At 60.5% G+C, this 16,444-nt stretch carries 16 protein-coding genes and 1 pseudogene; 13 read left to right on the top strand and 4 right to left on the bottom strand.

Going from position 1 to position 16,444, the window contains the following annotated elements:
- Positions 1-17: 17 nt before the first annotated feature.
- The 9 genes from rimP to HMPREF2943_RS09195 all read left to right on the top strand — a co-directional run bounded on the left by rimP (position 18) and on the right by HMPREF2943_RS09195 (position 9,238).
- Entirely contained in the window at positions 18-584 is a 567-nt protein-coding gene (gene rimP / locus HMPREF2943_RS09230; protein WP_070711403.1) for a ribosome maturation factor RimP, read from the top strand.
- A gap of 3 nt (positions 585-587) precedes the next feature.
- Positions 588-1,604: a transcription termination factor NusA gene (nusA, locus tag HMPREF2943_RS09225; RefSeq protein ID WP_070711402.1), complete on the top strand. Its 1,017-nt coding sequence runs from the start codon at positions 588-590 to the stop codon at positions 1,602-1,604.
- Positions 1,605-1,724: 120 nt separating this feature from the next.
- Positions 1,725-2,060 (top strand): YlxR family protein, encoded by a 336-nt coding sequence (locus HMPREF2943_RS12265; protein WP_083276446.1) that lies wholly within the window; start codon positions 1,725-1,727, stop codon positions 2,058-2,060.
- A 109-nt stretch (positions 2,061-2,169) separates the two neighbouring features.
- Complete coding sequence (infB, locus tag HMPREF2943_RS09220; RefSeq protein WP_070711401.1) at positions 2,170-4,869, top strand: translation initiation factor IF-2; 2,700 nt, start codon at positions 2,170-2,172, stop codon at positions 4,867-4,869.
- A 130-nt stretch (positions 4,870-4,999) separates the two neighbouring features.
- Complete coding sequence (gene rbfA / locus HMPREF2943_RS09215) at positions 5,000-5,443, top strand: 30S ribosome-binding factor RbfA (protein WP_070711400.1); 444 nt, start codon at positions 5,000-5,002, stop codon at positions 5,441-5,443.
- A complete protein-coding gene (locus HMPREF2943_RS09210; protein ID WP_070711399.1) occupies positions 5,444-6,406 on the top strand; it encodes a DHH family phosphoesterase in 963 nt (320 codons plus the stop codon).
- Positions 6,407-7,705, top strand: coding sequence for an MATE family efflux transporter (locus tag HMPREF2943_RS09205; RefSeq protein WP_070711398.1), 1,299 nt, complete (start codon positions 6,407-6,409; stop codon positions 7,703-7,705).
- A 44-nt stretch (positions 7,706-7,749) separates the two neighbouring features.
- Positions 7,750-8,571, top strand: a complete 822-nt coding sequence (locus HMPREF2943_RS09200; protein ID WP_070643879.1) for a metallophosphoesterase family protein — start codon at positions 7,750-7,752, stop codon at positions 8,569-8,571.
- The gene (locus HMPREF2943_RS09195) at positions 8,564-9,238 is read left to right on the top strand and encodes a 4'-phosphopantetheinyl transferase family protein (protein ID WP_070711397.1); all 675 of its coding nucleotides are present in this window, start codon (positions 8,564-8,566) and stop codon (positions 9,236-9,238) included. The genes HMPREF2943_RS09200 and HMPREF2943_RS09195 overlap by 8 nt, the downstream gene beginning before the upstream one ends.
- Before the next feature lie 9 nt (positions 9,239-9,247).
- On the opposite strand, the gene truB is transcribed toward HMPREF2943_RS09195, so the two are convergent.
- Positions 9,248-10,141 (bottom strand): tRNA pseudouridine(55) synthase TruB, encoded by an 894-nt coding sequence (truB, locus tag HMPREF2943_RS09190; protein WP_070445674.1) that lies wholly within the window; start codon positions 10,139-10,141, stop codon positions 9,248-9,250.
- A 37-nt stretch (positions 10,142-10,178) separates the two neighbouring features.
- Here truB and HMPREF2943_RS12420 point away from each other — a divergent pair, with 37 nt between their 5' ends.
- The 4 genes from HMPREF2943_RS12420 (at position 10,179) to HMPREF2943_RS09170 (ending at position 14,836) form a co-directional block, all read left to right on the top strand.
- Complete coding sequence (locus tag HMPREF2943_RS12420; protein WP_070711396.1) at positions 10,179-11,159, top strand: bifunctional riboflavin kinase/FAD synthetase; 981 nt, start codon at positions 10,179-10,181, stop codon at positions 11,157-11,159.
- The gene (locus HMPREF2943_RS12415; protein WP_070547207.1) at positions 11,160-12,077 is read left to right on the top strand and encodes a nucleoside hydrolase; all 918 of its coding nucleotides are present in this window, start codon (positions 11,160-11,162) and stop codon (positions 12,075-12,077) included.
- 78 nt (positions 12,078-12,155) lie between these two features.
- Positions 12,156-12,425, top strand: coding sequence for a 30S ribosomal protein S15 (rpsO, locus tag HMPREF2943_RS09175; RefSeq protein ID WP_010190317.1), 270 nt, complete (start codon positions 12,156-12,158; stop codon positions 12,423-12,425).
- 140 nt (positions 12,426-12,565) lie between these two features.
- Positions 12,566-14,836: a polyribonucleotide nucleotidyltransferase gene (locus tag HMPREF2943_RS09170; protein WP_070711395.1), complete on the top strand. Its 2,271-nt coding sequence runs from the start codon at positions 12,566-12,568 to the stop codon at positions 14,834-14,836.
- A gap of 96 nt (positions 14,837-14,932) precedes the next feature.
- Here HMPREF2943_RS09170 and HMPREF2943_RS09165 read toward each other — a convergent pair whose 3' ends face one another.
- From HMPREF2943_RS09165 to HMPREF2943_RS09155, 3 genes and pseudogenes are all read right to left on the bottom strand, one after another.
- Complete coding sequence (locus HMPREF2943_RS09165) at positions 14,933-15,535, bottom strand: AMIN domain-containing protein (RefSeq protein WP_246817301.1); 603 nt, start codon at positions 15,533-15,535, stop codon at positions 14,933-14,935.
- Positions 15,536-15,637: 102 nt separating this feature from the next.
- Positions 15,638-15,994 (bottom strand): VOC family protein, encoded by a 357-nt coding sequence (locus HMPREF2943_RS09160; protein ID WP_369816035.1) that lies wholly within the window; start codon positions 15,992-15,994, stop codon positions 15,638-15,640.
- 179 nt (positions 15,995-16,173) lie between these two features.
- Positions 16,174-16,444: pseudogene (locus HMPREF2943_RS09155) on the bottom strand (HNH endonuclease); the annotation flags it as partial.

The raw sequence follows: 16,444 nt of genomic DNA, 5'->3' as shown, positions 1-16,444 counted from the left end.
GACCTAGTCTAGAGCGCATGGCATTCCCAACACCCGCGCAACTAACCGAAATTCTGCAGCCCGTCGCCGTCGCACGCGGCCTCGACATCGAAGACGTGAAGACCACGCGAGCTGGTAAGAAATCTCAGGTCATCATTCGCATCGATGGCGATGAGCGCCCGAGCTCCGATCTCATAGAAGAACTATCGCAGGAGATTTCCGAGCTTTTCGATGCCCAAGAGGAAGCGGGCACCCTCAACTTTGGCGCGGGCTACACCTTGGAGGTGTCGACGCCAGGTGTGGACTTCCCGCTGAGCGCCCCGCGCCATTGGCGCCGCAACCAAGGAAGGCTGGTCGGATATGCGCTTGTCGAGGAACCTGGAACCACTCGCGTCGCGCGCATCGGCGCCCTGTCTGAGGACGAAGAATCCGTGGCGCTTATCACGACGGTGAAGAAGGAGGTGCGTTACCAGATCGAGCGATTGGAAAACTTGAGCCGTGCAGTGGTAGAAATTGAATTTGCTCAGCCTTCAGCCATGGAGCTGGAGGCGGCTATGCAGACGTTCGACTTCGCCGAGCAGAACTCGGCAACCCGAGAGGACTAACAAGTGAATATTGACCTAGAGGCACTCCGCACGATTCAGCGCGAGCGCGGCGTACCTGTGAAGGACCTGCTCGAAGCTATCGCGGGTGCCCTTTTGTATTCCTACCTGGACCACCGTGCAGAATCCGCTGAGAAAAAGGCGGAAGGTACGAAGTCGCGCGTAGACATCGACGCCGACAGCGGCGCCGTCACTGTAATCGTGACCGAAAGTGATCCGGAGACCGGAGAGGTCATCAGCGAATACGACGACACCCCGGACAACTTTGGGCGCATCGGCGCGCAGGCGGTCCGCGATGCCATTCTGCGCAAGTTGCGCGAGAACAAGGCTGAGCGAACCTATGATTCCTATTCTGAGCTGACCGGAACGGTAGTGTCGGGCGTCGTCCAGCGCGATATCCACGCCAACAAGCGCGGCGTCGTTGTGGTGCAGTTGGGCACCGAACACGATTCCCAGGATGCTTTCCTGTTGCCTGCTGAGCAGCTGCCAGGGGAGAAGCTCGAGCACGGTGACCGCGTCAAGGCCTATGTCGTGGGCGTGAACCGCAACGGCGCTAAGGTGCAGATCACGCTGTCGCGTACTCACCCCGAGCTGGTTCGCGGTCTCTTTGAGCTGGAGGTCCCGGAGGTTGCCGACGGTGCGGTCGAGATTATCGCCATTGCCCGCGAGGCTGGCCACCGCTCCAAGATCTCCGTTCGCGGCCACGCCAAGGGCCTCAACGCCAAGGGTGCGTGTATCGGCCCGAAGGGTTCTCGCGTCAGCAACGTGATGCGTGAACTCGGTGGTGAGAAGATTGACATCATCGACTTCAACGAAGACCCAGCTGTTTACGTGGGCAATGCTCTCGCCCCGTCGAAGGTCGTGCGCGTAGAAATTCTCGACGAGGAAGCGCAGGTGGCCAAGGTAACCGTGCCGGATTACCAGCTTTCGCTCGCTATCGGCAAGGAAGGCCAGAACGCACGCCTCGCAGCACGCCTGACCGGATGGAAGATTGATATTCACTCCGACGCCGCTCGGGACTAGCTTTCCGAGCAGCCTGCGGGGGAATTAAAGGTTTGGCCTATTTTCGCGTAGACTAGACAACGGCCCACATGCAGGAATGCTGTGGCGTAGCAGCAGTAGCGATATGACCTAAGGAGTTGGATGTCTCGAGGACAGCGTCTCCGCACCTGTATCGCTACGCGTCAAAAGCATCCCGACACGGAACTGCTGAGGGTTGTCGCCGATAAGGGTGATCCCACAGGATGCCGTGTTGTTCCGGATCCCGGCCGACGCCTTCCCGGAAGGGGAGCGTGGATAAGGCCTGATCTGGAAGCAGTAGAGCTGGCGGAGCGGACCCGTGCCTTCAGGCGCGCGCTCCGATTGTCCACAGACGTGGACACAGGTCACGTACGTGAGTACCTCGCTGCCACGCAGCAGGTGCAGTCGGCGGGCAACAGCCCGTGCGACCCAGAGTTAAAAAGGAAGACCGAACACTGATGAGCGCACAACCATGAAGCAGCATCAGCGATGAAAGTCCATAGCCATTAACTAGGGGTCAGGCCGTATTCCGCGGCCTTGGCTCCTAGAAAGATTAAAGAGGAGACAAGTGCCCGGAAAGCTACGTGTACACGAGTTGGCAAAGCAGCTCGGCGTAACCAGCAAGGAACTACTCGCCACGCTGAAGGAACAAGGCGAGTTCGTCAAGACCGCATCCTCGACCATCGAACCCCCGGTGATCAAGAAGATGCGCGCTCACTACGAAGCTAAGGGTGGCGAGGACAAGGCAGCGGAGAAGAACGCGCCAGCAGCCACCCCAGCTTCTGCTGCCAAGAAACCGGCAGAAAAGAAGCCTGCCGCCGCGGCAAAGCCAGGCCCGAAGCCAAGCGCTGCCCCCAAGCCGGGTGCCGCCCCCAAGCCGGGCGGTGCACCGAAGCCGGGTGCCGCTCCGAAGCCGGGTCCCGCACCGAAGCCTGGAGCACAGCGCAAGAACACCGAGAAGGGTGGCGAGCGCGCTGTCACTCCGCGCAGCATGCCGAAGCCTGGTGGCACCCGCCGCGTGGCTAATAACCCGTTCTCCACGGGTAGCTCCAGCGATCGTCCGAGCCCCGGACCTCGCCCAGGCGGCACCAAGGGACAGCGCTCCGCTGGCAAGCCCGGTGATAACCGTGGCGGCAAGGGCGGCGCACGCCCGCAGGGCGATGGCAACCGTAGCGGTGGACGTCGTCCTTCGCCGGCAATGATGCCTTCGCACCCGAACCCGGCCAGCATGCCGTCGAAGGCCGCTGGTAGTGGCGGCGGTGGTCGTGGTCGCGGCGGCCGCGGTGGCGGCCCCGGCCGCGGTGGTCCTGGCCACGGTGGTTTCCGTGGACGCGGCGGTCGTCGCGGTGGCACCGCTGGTGCATTCGGCCGTCCGGGTGGTGCGCCGCGTCGCGGTAAGAAGTCGAAGCGTCAGAAGCGCCATGAGTTTGAAGAGCAGCAGAAGCATGAGGTAGGCGGCGTACGTCTGCCTGACGGCGGCGGTAAGGTCGTGCGCCTGCGTCGCGGTGCTTCCCTGGCTGACTTCGCTGAGAAGATTGGTGCAGATCCTGCAGCATTGGTGCAGGCGCTGTTCAACCTCGGTGAGATGGTGACTGCTACGGCTTCTGTCTCCGAAGACACCCTGCAGCTGCTGGGTTCGGAGATTAATTACGAGGTCCAGGTCGTCTCCCCAGAGGATGAGGACCGCGAACTGCTCGAGTCCTTCGACCTGCAGTTCGGCGAGGACGAGGGTGGCGAAGAGGCACTTGAGAAGCGCCCGCCAGTGGTTACTGTGATGGGTCACGTCGACCACGGTAAGACTCGCCTTCTGGACACCATTCGTAAGACCAACGAGGGTGCCGGCGAGGCCGGTGGCATTACCCAGGGCATCGGCGCTTACCAAACCACGGTGGACCTGGAGGATGGTCCTCGCACCATCACCTTCCTGGATACCCCGGGTCACGAGGCCTTCACCGCCATGCGTGCCCGCGGTGCTAAGTCCACCGACTTGGCCATCCTGGTCGTTGCCGCCGATGACGGCGTGATGCCGCAGACCATCGAGGCAATCAACCACGCGAAGGCAGCAGACATCCCTGTGGTTGTCGCAGTCAACAAGATTGATAAGCCGGAGGCTTCCCCGGACAAGATCCGTGGTCAGCTCACTGAATACGGACTGGTTCCGGAAGAGTACGGTGGCGACACGATGTTCGTGGATATCTCCGCGAAGAACAACATCAACATTGATGATCTGCTTGAAGCCGTCATCCTGACGGCGGACGCTGCCTTGGAGCTCACCGCTAACCCGGACATGGATGCACAGGGCTCTGCCATCGAGGCCCACCTCGACCGCGGCCGCGGTCCGGTGGCTACGGTCATCATCCAGCGCGGTACGCTGCGCATTGGTGATTCCATCGTGGTTGGTGATGCACACGGACGTGTGCGCCGCATGCTCGATGAATTCGGTCACGATGTGGAAGAGGCCGGCCCGTCCCGCCCGGTCCAGGTGCAGGGTCTCAATGGTGTGCCAGGCGCCGGCGACAACCTCCTAGTTGTTGAGGATGACCGCGTGGCACGCCAGATTGCTGCACAGCGCGATGCCCGCAAGCGTTCTGCTCTGCAGGCGAAGGCTCGCAAGCGCGTCTCCCTCGAGGACCTGGATGCAGTGCTCAAGGAAACCTCGACGCTCAACCTCATCCTCAAGGGCGACAACGCAGGTTCCGTGGAAGCCCTCGAAGATGCCCTGTTGGACATTGAGATCGACGACGAGGTACAGCTCAACATCATCGACCGTGGTGTGGGTGCGGTGACGCAGACCAACGTCTCCCTGGCTGCGGCGTCGGACGCCATCATCATCGCTTTCAACGTCCGCGCTGAGGGCAAGGCCACCGAGGAAGCCAACGCTGAGGGCGTCGATATCCGCTACTACACGGTGATCTACCGCGCCATCGAAGAGGTTGAGGCAGCTCTGAAGGGCATGCTCAAGCCCATCTACGAGGAGCGAGACACCGGTGCGGCAGAAATCCGCGCGCTGTTCAAGTCCTCCGCCGTTGGCACCATCGCCGGTTGTATGGTCACGGAGGGCAAGGTCAAGCGCAATGGCAAGGTGCGCCTGGTCCGCGACGGAAACGTCATTACCTCCGATGCCAAGATCGAGTCCCTGCGTCACGAGAAGGATGACGCAAACGAGATCAACGCCGGCTACGAGTGCGGTATGGTTCTGTCCTACCCGGATATTCAGGTAGGCGATATCATCCAGGCCTACGAAGAGGTCGAGGTCCCGCGCGACTAAGCGCAGGAAACCTCAGGTAGTGAAGCCCAGCCAGGAAAGATTCTGGCTGGGCTTTCCTCATTTCAGCCGAAAGGTGCAGAATCGGTATCCTAGACTAGTTGCCAGTAACCGTACGTAAAGGAGCTTCACTATGGTTGATCACGCACGCGCCGCACGCATGGCAAAGCGCATTCAGACAATCGTTGCCAGCGCAATTGAGCGCCAAATCAAGGATCGCCGCCTTGAGCTGGTGACAATCACGGATGCCCGGGTCACGGGTGATCTCCACGATTCCACCGTGTTCTACACGGTGCGTGGTACGGATATCGAGACCGAGCCAGATTATGATCAAGCGGCCGAAGCCCTCACCAGGGCCAAGGGGCAATTGCGCAAGATTGTGGGTGATGAGCTCTCCGTTCGCTTTACACCGACGCTGTCTTTTGAGCTTGATACCGTCCCCGAGGCTTCCGCGCACATGGAGGAACTGCTCGCCCGCGCCCGTGCACGCGATGCGGAGTTAGCGAAGCTGAAGGAAGGTGCACAGCCCGCAGGCGACGCGAACCCGTACAAGACCTCGGATGGGGAAGAGGACTAAGTGTCGCGAACCAATTACGAAGCCGCAGTGGATGCGCTGGTGCAAGCCAGCAGCATTTGCATCATCACGCACTTGCGCCCAGACGCCGACGCGGTCGGCTCGGCAGCCGCCCTTACCCTGGCGCTCCGCCAGCGCGGGAAACAAACCCGCACCGTGATTGGCCAACGCCGTGACATTTCAGCCAACCTGTTTACCATCCCCACGGTGGATGAGATTGAGTTGGTGGATGAGCTTCCACAAGGATATGACCTCTATGTCACTGTGGACTGCGGCTCGATCGATCGGACGGGTTCGGTGGCCCGGGAGATCGAAGACATGGCCGCCGTGGGCCGCGTCCTGTGCATCGACCACCACGCCTCCAACGATGGTTTTGGAGCCATCAATGTGGTGGATCCGGTATGTGAGTCCACCACGGTGGTGCTGCTGGACATTCTGGACAGGCTGTCCATCCAGATCGATCGCGTCATCGCGCATTGCCTGTACGCGGGCCTAGTCACCGATACCGGTAATTTCCGGTGGGGGCGCCCAGCCATGCATGATATCGCTGCGCGCCTGATGCTCTATGGTCTCGACACCAAGCAGATTGCGCTGGAACTCATGGATTCCAGCACCGCCGATGACCTGCAGATGATTGGACGCGTGCTCTCAGGCCTCAGGATTGAAGAAGCAGGGGAGCACCGCCTCGCAGTTCTCTTCGTCCCGCATGAGGAGGTCAGCTCTCACGCCGATTCCGCGATTGAATCTTTCGTCGATTATGTCCGGGCCTTGAAAGGCACTGACATCGGAGTGGTCTTCAAGGAACAGGCGCCCGAAATGTGGGCGGTGTCCTTACGTTCCTCCGCTGTCAACTGTGCGGAAGTGGCCCTCACCTTCGGCGGCGGCGGGCATATTCCAGCCGCAGGCTATACCGCGCACGGAAGGCCCGAGGAAGTTATCGCACAGCTGGTAGGTGCGTTGTCCTAGATGGCTTCCGAGCAACCAGTGAAGGTTTCTGCCGCCGAGGTCTTCCGCCTCGCCGTCCCCGCCCTGGGCGTTCTGGCGGCCATGCCGCTGTATTTATTGCTGGATACCGCGGTCGTAGGCCGTTTAGGGGCGGAGGATCTGGCCTCGCTTGGCGCAGCGGCCACACTCCATTCGGTGGTTACCACCCAATTAACCTTTCTGTCTTATGGCACGACCGCGCGTGCGTCACGGCTGTTCGGCGCGGGGAAGCGCGAGGAGGCCGTCGCCGAGGGCGTCCAGGCAACGTGGGTTGCCGTGGGCGTTGGAATGGTGCTCGCCGTCATCATGTGGCTCTTTGCCGGCGTCTTTGCCACCCGGTTGACAGGTAACCCGGATACAGCGCGAGGGACTGCACAGTGGTTGCGGATTGCCGCCGTCGCTATTCCTTTTACCCTCATCAACATGGCCGGCAACGGCTGGATGCGCGGTGTTCACAACACCCGCAAGCCCCTTTACTTCACCCTTGCAGGTATGGTTCCCGGCGCCATCGCGGTGCCTATTTTCGTGCACTTCTGGGGTCTACCGGGCTCCGCTCTGGCCACGGTGCTGGGCATGGGGATCATCGCGGCGTTCTTCGTGGCGGAGCTGCGCCGCGAGCATACCGGCTCGTGGGAGATTCGCTGGAGCGTGGTTCGTCGGCAGCTCGTGCTGGGGCGTGACCTCATCGTGCGTTCGCTGAGCTTCCAAGTGGCGTTTCTGTCAGCGGCGGCCGTGGCCTCACGTATCGGCACTGCGCAGCTCGCTGCGCATCAAATCATGATGCAGATGTGGAACTTCCTATCCCTCGTTCTGGATTCCCTCGCGATCGCTGCCCAAGCCTTGACCGGCGCGGCATTGGGAGCGGGATCAGCGCGCTATGCCCGCACGGTAGGAACCAAGGTGACGCTCTACTCGACGTCCTTCTCCCTCGCACTGGCAGCGGTATTGGGCCTTGGCTCCGCCTTTATCCCACGGATATTCACCACGAGTCCGGAGGTCCTAGAGGTCATCTCCGGCCCCTGGTGGGTTATGACTTTCCTCGTCATTATCGGCGGCGTTGTCTTCGCTTTGGACGGCGTCCTTCTGGGTGCTGGGGACGCAGCCTTTCTCCGCACGCTGACCCTCGCGTCAGTGCTTCTCGGCTTCCTGCCCGGGGTCTGGTTGGCCTTTGTTTTCGGCACCGGCCTGACCGGGGTGTGGGGCGGTATTGCCGCTTTCATCCTCATCCGCATGGTGGGCGTGGTTGGGCGCTTTTACTCCATGCGGTGGGCACGGGTCTAAGCCTGTGGTACAAGTAGAAGGACTGTTCGTGCGAAGGAGGCGCTATGACCACTCTGTGGGCCGTCTCTGATCTCCATGCAGCGGTACGCGTGAACGGGGACCGCATTGATGAACTTGTCCCGCCGAATCCCAACGATTGGTTGATTGTTGCGGGAGACGTCGCCGAACGCATTGATCTGGTGATTAACACCCTGGCGCGCCTAAAGAACCGCTACGCTACGGTCATTTGGGCACCTGGCAACCATGAGCTTTTTTCTCGGTCACAGGACGTTTACCAGGGACGCTCGAAATACGATCGCCTCGTTGAAGGCTGCCGGGAAATCGGCGTGATTACCCCAGAGGATCCGTTTCCGGTATTCGGAGGCGTCACCGTGGTCCCGCTGTTTACGCTCTACGATTACAGCTTCCGTCCACCAGGCACCACGGTGGAACAAGCGCTTGCGAGTGCGAAGGAGAAGCAGATCGTCATGACCGATGAATTTGCCATCGCCCCCTTCGTCGATGTGCGCGCGTGGTGCTGGGACCGCCTGGCTTATTCGATCAAGCGGCTGTCACGGGTCGAGGGCGAAACGGTTCTTATCAACCACTGGCCGCTGGTACAGGAGCCGACTCTCTACTTGCGTTGGCCCGAAGTGGCCTTGTGGTGCGGCACCCGCCACACGCGCTCCTGGCCGCGGCGCTATAACGCTAAGGCTGTGATCTATGGTCACCTCCACATGCCTAATCGCGCCAACATCGATGGGGTAGACCACATCGAGGTGTCCCTGGGCTATCCGCGTGAGTGGCAGGCGCACGGTGGTCTTCAGCCGTGGCCGTACCCAGTGCTTACCATCGACGAGAAGACAGGGAGGGCCGAGCATGCTTGAACCTTCTCTCTTCCCGGAATCAGCTCGTTTTTGCTATGTGCGCACGGATGAGTCGATGACCAATCTTCTCAATTATCATCATCTCTCCCCGGAAGAGCGCTCCGTGGTCTCCCAAGCCGTGGACGTGCGCAAATCCGAGTTCGGGGATGCGCGCTGGTGCGCCCACCAGGCCTTGAAGGAGCTCAACTACACGGGAGACGAGCCGATTCTGCGCGGCGAGCGGGGCATGCCGCTGTGGCCGGAGGGCTATACCGGATCGATGACGCACACCGAAGGTTTGCGCGCAGCCGTGGCAGCTCCTGCCACGCACGTGCGCTCCATGGGGCTCGACGCCGAACCAGCGGAGCCCCTGCCGGAACACGTGCTGACGATGATCGCGCGGCCGGGGGAGATGCCGCAGTTGGCTCAGTTGCAAGCGGCGGGTATTTCCTGTCCGGACCGCCTGTTGTTCTGCTCCAAGGAGGCCACCTACAAGACGTGGTTCCCCATGACCCGGCGCTGGCTGGATTTTGACCAAGCCGAAATCGATTTACGCCTCGATGGCACTCTGGTGTCCTACCTCTTGGCGCGGCCGACCCCAGTGCCTTTCATCACTGGGCACTGGATCATCCGAGATGGCTATGTCATCGTCGCCACCGCTGTCCCTGCGCTCAACTTTGACCGCTAAATCAGGCAGTTATAGCGTCGAGGGGCGCGCGACGAAAACCGTGGCTAAGCGCTTTCCTTTTTCCTTGATCAAGGCAATCGACCGTCCCTGCGGGTCGACGGCCGCGTACGTGCCTTTCAACCCACGCGGCTCCAGCCACTTACCCATGGCCAAAGCTTGGGCCTCATCATCGGTGACGTCCACAACCGGATAGCTGCGAGCGAGCGCCTCGTCGAGGCTTAAGGACAACTCCGGGGAGTCTTCGAGGGCGTCGAGAGGGAGGGCGTCGTCAAGCGTGAAAGGGCCCACTTCCGTGCGGCGCAGCGCGGTAAGGTGTCCGCCGACGCCGAGGGCCTCGCCCAAATCCCGAGCCAACGAGCGGATATAGGTTCCCGAAGAACACGCCACTGAGACGTCGAGGTCGATGAACTCACCCTCGCGGCGCGTAGCGAGAATATCGAAGCGGCTGACCGTTACTGGCCGAGCCGGAAGCTCGACCTCTTCACCTGACCGCACCCTTTCATGCGCGCGCTTGCCATCCACTTTGATGGCGGAGACCGCTGCTGGGCGCTGCATAATATCGCCGGTCAAGGCAGCAATTTCTCGCGCAATGGCGGAATCCTCCACTGCGGTTGCCGGTTTGCCCCACGTTGCTTCCCCCTCCGCGTCGTCGGTGTGGGTTGCCATGCCAAGACGAATCGTTGCGTCATAGGCCTTGGTGGAGGCCACCATGTGGGCAAGAAACTTGGTGCCGCGCTCGATGCCTACGACGAGCACTCCAGTAGCCATCGGATCAAGCGTGCCTGCGTGCCCCACCTTGCGGGTGCGGAAGAAGCGGCGCAGTTTTCCCACGACGTCGTGCGAGGTCATGCCGGCGGGTTTGTCGACGACCACGAGGCCGGAACGTTCGAGCGGATCAGTCATGCCCTGCAGTCTAGGGCACCGGCCGCAGTGGGATAGCATGGTGCCCGTGGATATTTGGTACGGAATCGATAGCATCCCCACTGACCTTGGCCCGACCTCGGTGACAATTGGTGTCTTCGACGGCCTGCACCGCGGGCACCAACAGCTCGTGAGGAAGGCCGTTGAGCACGCACACAGACATGGACAGCGCGCGGTCATGGTGACCTTCGATCCGCACCCAGTCTCCGTATTCTTGCCGGAGCGTGCTCCTCTCTCCGTGATTACTTTCGAGCGCCGCATGCAGCTGGCGGAAGAAATGGGCATCGAGGCCGTGCTCGTCATCGACTTCACCGAAGAACTCCGGGGCGTCGAGCCGCGCGACTATGTGACGGAGCTCCTGGTGGAGCGTTTGCACACAGAGCACGTCGTGGTGGGGGAGAACTTCACCTTTGGCGCGGGCGCGTCCGGCACCGCGGAGGCGCTGGCGGAATTCGGCGCTGAGTTCGGCTTCGGCGTTGACATCGTGCCCTTGCTTGACGACGACGGCGAGCGCATCTGCTCCACCAACATTCGCGCCGCCCTTGCCAAGGGCGATATTGCGCGCGCCAATTGGGCGCTGGGGCGTCATTTCACGGTGACTGGGCCCGTTGTGCGTGGTGCAGGACGTGGTGGAAAGGAGCTTGGTTTCCCAACCGCTAACCAGTATTTCCCGGAATCCGTCGCCATTCCAGCCGATGGCGTCTACGCGGGCTGGTTCGTGGTTGAGCCCACCGGCGCCCCTCTGGAAGGTGACATGGAGCCCGGCATTCCTTATCCCGCAGCCATTTCGGTAGGCACCAACCCTACCTTTGGTGACGAGGAGCGTTCGGTGGAGTCCTTCGTGCTGGACCGCGACGCTGACCTCTACGGCCACGAAGCCACCGTGCATTTCGTCGACCACGTGCGTGACATGGAAAAATTCAATTCCGTGGAGGAACTCCTGACAGCTATGGAACGTGACGTTGCCCGAGTTCGTGAAATTCTTGCCCGCGAGGTTTAAATGAAGATCATCCTCGACCTTGATACCGGAATTGATGACGCCCTTGCGCTCGCCTATGCCTTAGCGCACCCCGATCTCGAGCTGATCGGGGTTACGGGTACCTATGGAAACGTTCCGGTGGCGTTGGGCGTGCGTAACTCGCTGGCGTTGCTCGAGCTTCTCGACGCCGAGGATGTCCCCGTCTTCATCGGTCCGACGCGGCCGGGCTTTAGCGTTGCTCCCATTTCTGCTTTCATCCATGGCCGCAATGGACTTGGGGAAGTTCTTCTGCCTCCGCCGCGCCGCAAGGCATACGAGGACGCAGTGGGCTTTCTTATCCGTTCGGTCCGTGAGCATGGCGAGGATCTGGTTATCGTGCCGACGGGGCCGTCGACAAGCATTGCAGCCGCCATGCGCAAAGACCCGGACTTTGCCCGCAACGCCCGCATCGTGATGATGGGTGGGGCGCTGACCGTACCCGGGAACGTCACTCCTTATGCCGAGGCCAACGTTTTCCAAGATCCCCAAGCCACGGACTATGTATTCCGCCATGCTCAGGACCTCACGATGGTGGGGCTCGATGTCACGCTGCGCACGTTGCTCACCAGGGAGCACACGAAGCAATGGCGCGGTACACCCACTGGTCGTATCTACGCAGACATCGTGGACTACTACATTCGCGCCTACAAGACGACCTCTCCGCACCTTGGCGGTTGCGGGCTCCACGACCCTTTAGCGGTAGCTGTGGCTGCCGATCCCTCGCTGGTCACCTGCCTCGACCTCAATCTGCGGTGTGAGGATACTGGCCGCACAATCGGTGACCCGGAACGCTTGGATAACCCCACCACCCGTGTGGCCGTTGCGGTAGATGACGCGCGCTTTGTTGATGATTTGATGTCGAAGCTCGGCAGCCTCTATACTTCTACTTCGGCTTGCTGACTGCGGTCCACAGTAGTCACGGGCAGCGCCTCATGGCGCAACATTTCATGTGGACTGAAATACAATAGGAGATTTTCCATGGCTTTGAGCACCGAGAAGAAGGCTGAAATCCTCAAGGAGTACGGCCTGCACGAGACCGATACCGGTTCCCCGGAGGCACAGGTTGCGCTGCTGACTTCCCGCATCAACAACCTGACCGAGCACCTCAAGGATCACAAGCACGATCACCACTCCCGCCGTGGTCTGTTGCTGATGGTTGGTCGCCGTCGTGGCCTGCTGAAGTACCTGGCCGCTAACGACGTTGACCGTTACCGCGACCTGATTTCTCGCCTGGGTCTGCGCCGCTAAGCGCTTAACTTTTGGCCCCCGCACCTTGTGTGCGGGGGTTTTCTTGTCTCATCTGCTAAAATCCTTGGACGTTGTCAGAAAACATCGAAGAAGAGGCGGCACCGAAGATCGCCATGACAGCTCCAAGGAGAGTTATATCCATGAGCGCTAAGAACGCTAAAAAGCAACCGAACAATTCCGTCGAGTTTCTTATCGACGACGATTACGGCATCACCGAGGCCATCGCCACCCTGGACAACGGCGATTTCGGCACTCGCACCATCCGTTTTGAGACGGGCCAGCTGGCTCGCCAGGCCGGTGGCTCCGTGACCACTTACCTGGACGAGGACACCATGCTGCTGTCCACGACCACCGCTTCTAACCAGCCGCGCGAAGGCTTCGACTTCTTCCCGCTGACTGTGGACGTCGAGGAGCGCATGTATGCCGCGGGTAAAATCCCGGGTTCCTTCTTCCGCCGCGAGGGGCGCCCTTCCACCGAAGCTATCCTGGCCTGCCGCCTCATCGACCGCCCGCTGCGCCCAACCTTCGTGAAGGGCTTGCGCAACGAGGTTCAGGTCGTTGTCACGGTCCTCTCCATGGACCCGGAGGAGTACTACGATGTCGTTGCCATCAACGGCGCTTCCGCCTCCACCCAGCTCTCTGGCCTGCCGGTATCCGGCCCGGTGGGCGGCGTGCGCATGGCACTGATTGCTGATGATAAGCACCCGAAGGGCCAGTGGGTGGCCTTCCCGAATAACGAGCAGCACGAGCATGCCCTCTTCGAGATGGTCGTTGCCGGCCGCATCGTGAAGAAGGGCCGCAAGGACGACGTAGCCATCATGATGGTCGAGGCCGGCGCTGGTGTGAACGTAGCCGAGCGCATCAAGGAAGGTGCACCGGCTCCGCAGGAGTCCACCGTGGCTGAGGGCTTGGAGGCTGCGAAGCCTTTCATCAAGTCCCTGTGTGAAGCGCAGGCAGGTCTGGCGGAGCGTGCAGCCAAGGAGACACAGGAGTTCCCGCTCTTCCCGCCCTACGGTGATGATGTTTACGCGGCCGTCGAAAAGGCAGCCTCCAAGAAGCTGGAGAAGCTGCTTACCATCCCGGGTAAGCAGGACCGCGACGACGCCACTAATGAGTACATGGAGCAGGTCGAGGCTAAGCTCATCGAAGACTTTGATGACCTCGACGAGACCGATGCATCCAAACAGATCCGCAACGCCTTCAACGCCGTGATGAAGGACATCGTGCGCACCAAGATCCTCACCGAGGGCTTCCGGATCGATGGCCGTGGTGTGACCGATATCCGTGACCTCGGCGTGGAGGTTGATCTGATCCCGCGTGCACACGGCTCCTCTCTCTTCGAGCGTGGCGAGACCCAGATCCTGGGTGTGACCACCCTGGACATGCTGAAGATGGAGCAGCAGATCGATTCTTTGACCCCAGTGGAGTCCAAGCGCTACATGCACCACTACAACTTCCCGCCGTACTCCACCGGCGAGACCGGCCGCGTAGGTTCCCCGAAGCGCCGCGAGATTGGTCACGGTGCGCTGGCTGAGCGCGCGTTGCTGCCGGTGATCCCGTCCCGTGAGGACTTCCCCTACGCCATTCGCCAGGTGTCTGAGGCCCTTGGTTCCAACGGTTCTACCTCCATGGGCTCCGTCTGTGCGTCCACCCTGTCCCTCTACAACGCGGGCGTTCCGCTGAAGGCTCCGGTGGCGGGTATCGCCATGGGTTTGGTCTCGGGCGAAGTCAACGGCAAGGAAAAGTTCGTGGCGCTGACCGATATTCTCGGCGCTGAGGATGCCTTCGGCGATATGGACTTCAAGGTTGCCGGTACATCCGAGTTCATCACCGCCCTGCAGCTGGATACCAAGCTGGATGGCATTCCTTCGCACGTGCTTGCCGACGCCCTCGAACAGGCCCGCGACGCCCGTGCCGCCATCCTCGACACGATGTCTGAGGTCATCGAGGGTCCAGACGAGATGTCTGGCCTGGCTCCGCGCATTACCTCGGTGACTATCCCGGTGAACAAGATTGGTGAGCTCATTGGCCCGAAGGGCAAGACTATCAACGCCATTACTGAGGAAACTGGCGCCGATGTCTCCATCGAGGAAGACGGCACTGTGTATATCTCTGCCGCTACCGGTGAAGCAGCTGACGCTGCGATCGACCGCGTGAATAGCATCGCTAACCCGCAGCTGCCGAAGGTGGGTGAGCGTTTCCTTGGCACCGTGGTGAAGACCGTGGCTTTTGGTGCCTTCGTTTCCCTGACTCCGGGTCGTGACGGCCTCGTACACATCTCGAAGCTCGGTGGCGACGAGCGCATTGAGAAGGTCGAGGACGTCGTCAATGTTGGCGATAAGATTCAGGTCGAAATTGCCGACATTGATAATCGCGGCAAAATCTCCCTGGTTCCGGTTGAGGAGGACTAATCCTCGGACTAGCTAGGACCACTAGGACCTCCTAGATCAAGGGCCCTGTAACCCAGAAATTAGCTGGGGACAGGGCCCTTATCGTTTCACCACACGTCAAACCTGGAAGTCGAGAACTAGGCGTTTAGGGTCCTCCAGGAAAGTCACTGAGTACGGTGTCTTCTTCTGTAGTCCAATGATCAATTGGGTTTGTGCCTCGAATGAGGTCGTGTATACGACTTCGCTCACCACACCAGTACCGGGAGTAGTTCCTGGCTTCATATACCTTTCTTCGAGATCGGGTGTGGAAGGCCACGGAGTTCCTTCGACCCCCAGATTGAGAAAAGTGCTTCCCTTTACTTCGACTGGATGACCTGATGCCTGCTGACGAGGATCGTCGGTATAGGCGGTGAACCAGCCGGGCTCACCTTCTCCCTCGAGGTCAACCACTACCCGCGTGAAACCGTCGTGAGCACCTACGCGCACGCCCGTCGGAATGAGGCCGCCCAACCGATCTGGCATGTGGTGTTGGTCATCAATCGCAGCCGTCCCCATACCCGCAAAGGCAGCAACATTGGCATCCTGTTGTGAGAGAGCATTCTGCGTGTCACTGGACGGCGGCTCCGGCCCATCGATAGCAGCGGAGCTAGACGGAATTGCACTGAACTGCGGTGCCGGAGTCGTGTCTGACGCACGCTCCGCGCATGCAGTTAGAGGCATTACGCATAGGGCGCTAACGGCTGCGATGATAGCGACGGAAGAAGGTAAGTGTGACATTCTTTATTCTCTATTTCTTGAGCTGTACCAGTTGGATGAGGTTGCCTACGGTGTCATCGAAGACGGCGATGATGGAGGGGCCGACGTCGGTCGGCACCATAGTGAAATGCACTCCCACTTTTCAGTGAGCTCGCTATATTCTCGCTCCACGTCTGCGGATAGGAACTGGGTGACAGGGACACCGTCAGCCTTGAGTGCTGCTGCGTAGTCCTTGGCCGCGGAATGGGCCTTGGGCTCGAGCAGGAGCTCCATATCCCCTTGGCCTTCCGCATTGGTGACCGTGAGCCACCGAAAGTCTCCGTGGGTTACATCGTCCTTGACTCGAAAGCCGAGCGTATTGACATAGAAGTCGTGAGCGAGGGCAACATCATCGACGGGTACTGAGGCAATGTAGATCTGCATTCACTCCATCCTAACCGGCATGACTAAGTCCAGCCGGTCCCAATGGCAACAGTTGGGGCGAGCCTGACTGGGCTTCGGCAGTGCAGTCGTCGTCTGTGACGACGGTGGTTGTGTTCCTGGTTTCTTGGGTTCTTTCCTTTCTGCTGGATTGGTGTCGTCGTTTTATTCGACGGTGAGGTTTAGAAGGGGATGTCGTCGGTGCTGGCATCTGTGTCGGTGTTGTCCTCGGCTTCGGCTTGGGCTTGGGCTTGGGCTTGTTGTTGTGCGTAGTCGTCGAGTTCTTGTTTTAAATGTTGGGCTTCCTCGCGGATGCGTTTTCTGGTGGCGGTGATGTGTTGGGCGACTGTTTGTGCCCAGCGTTTCTGTTTTGGTGCAAGCGGGCCGTCGGCTTCGGTAATAGTCCAGGTGCCATCCTCAAAAAGCCAGATGACATCCCCGCTGTAGGGGTCC

The organism is Corynebacterium sp. HMSC072D12, assembly GCF_001813925.1.
Classification (GTDB): domain Bacteria; phylum Actinomycetota; class Actinomycetes; order Mycobacteriales; family Mycobacteriaceae; genus Corynebacterium; species Corynebacterium aurimucosum.
The sequence above is the reverse complement of the archived record's forward strand: the minus strand, read 5'-3'. Positions and strand labels throughout refer to the sequence as shown.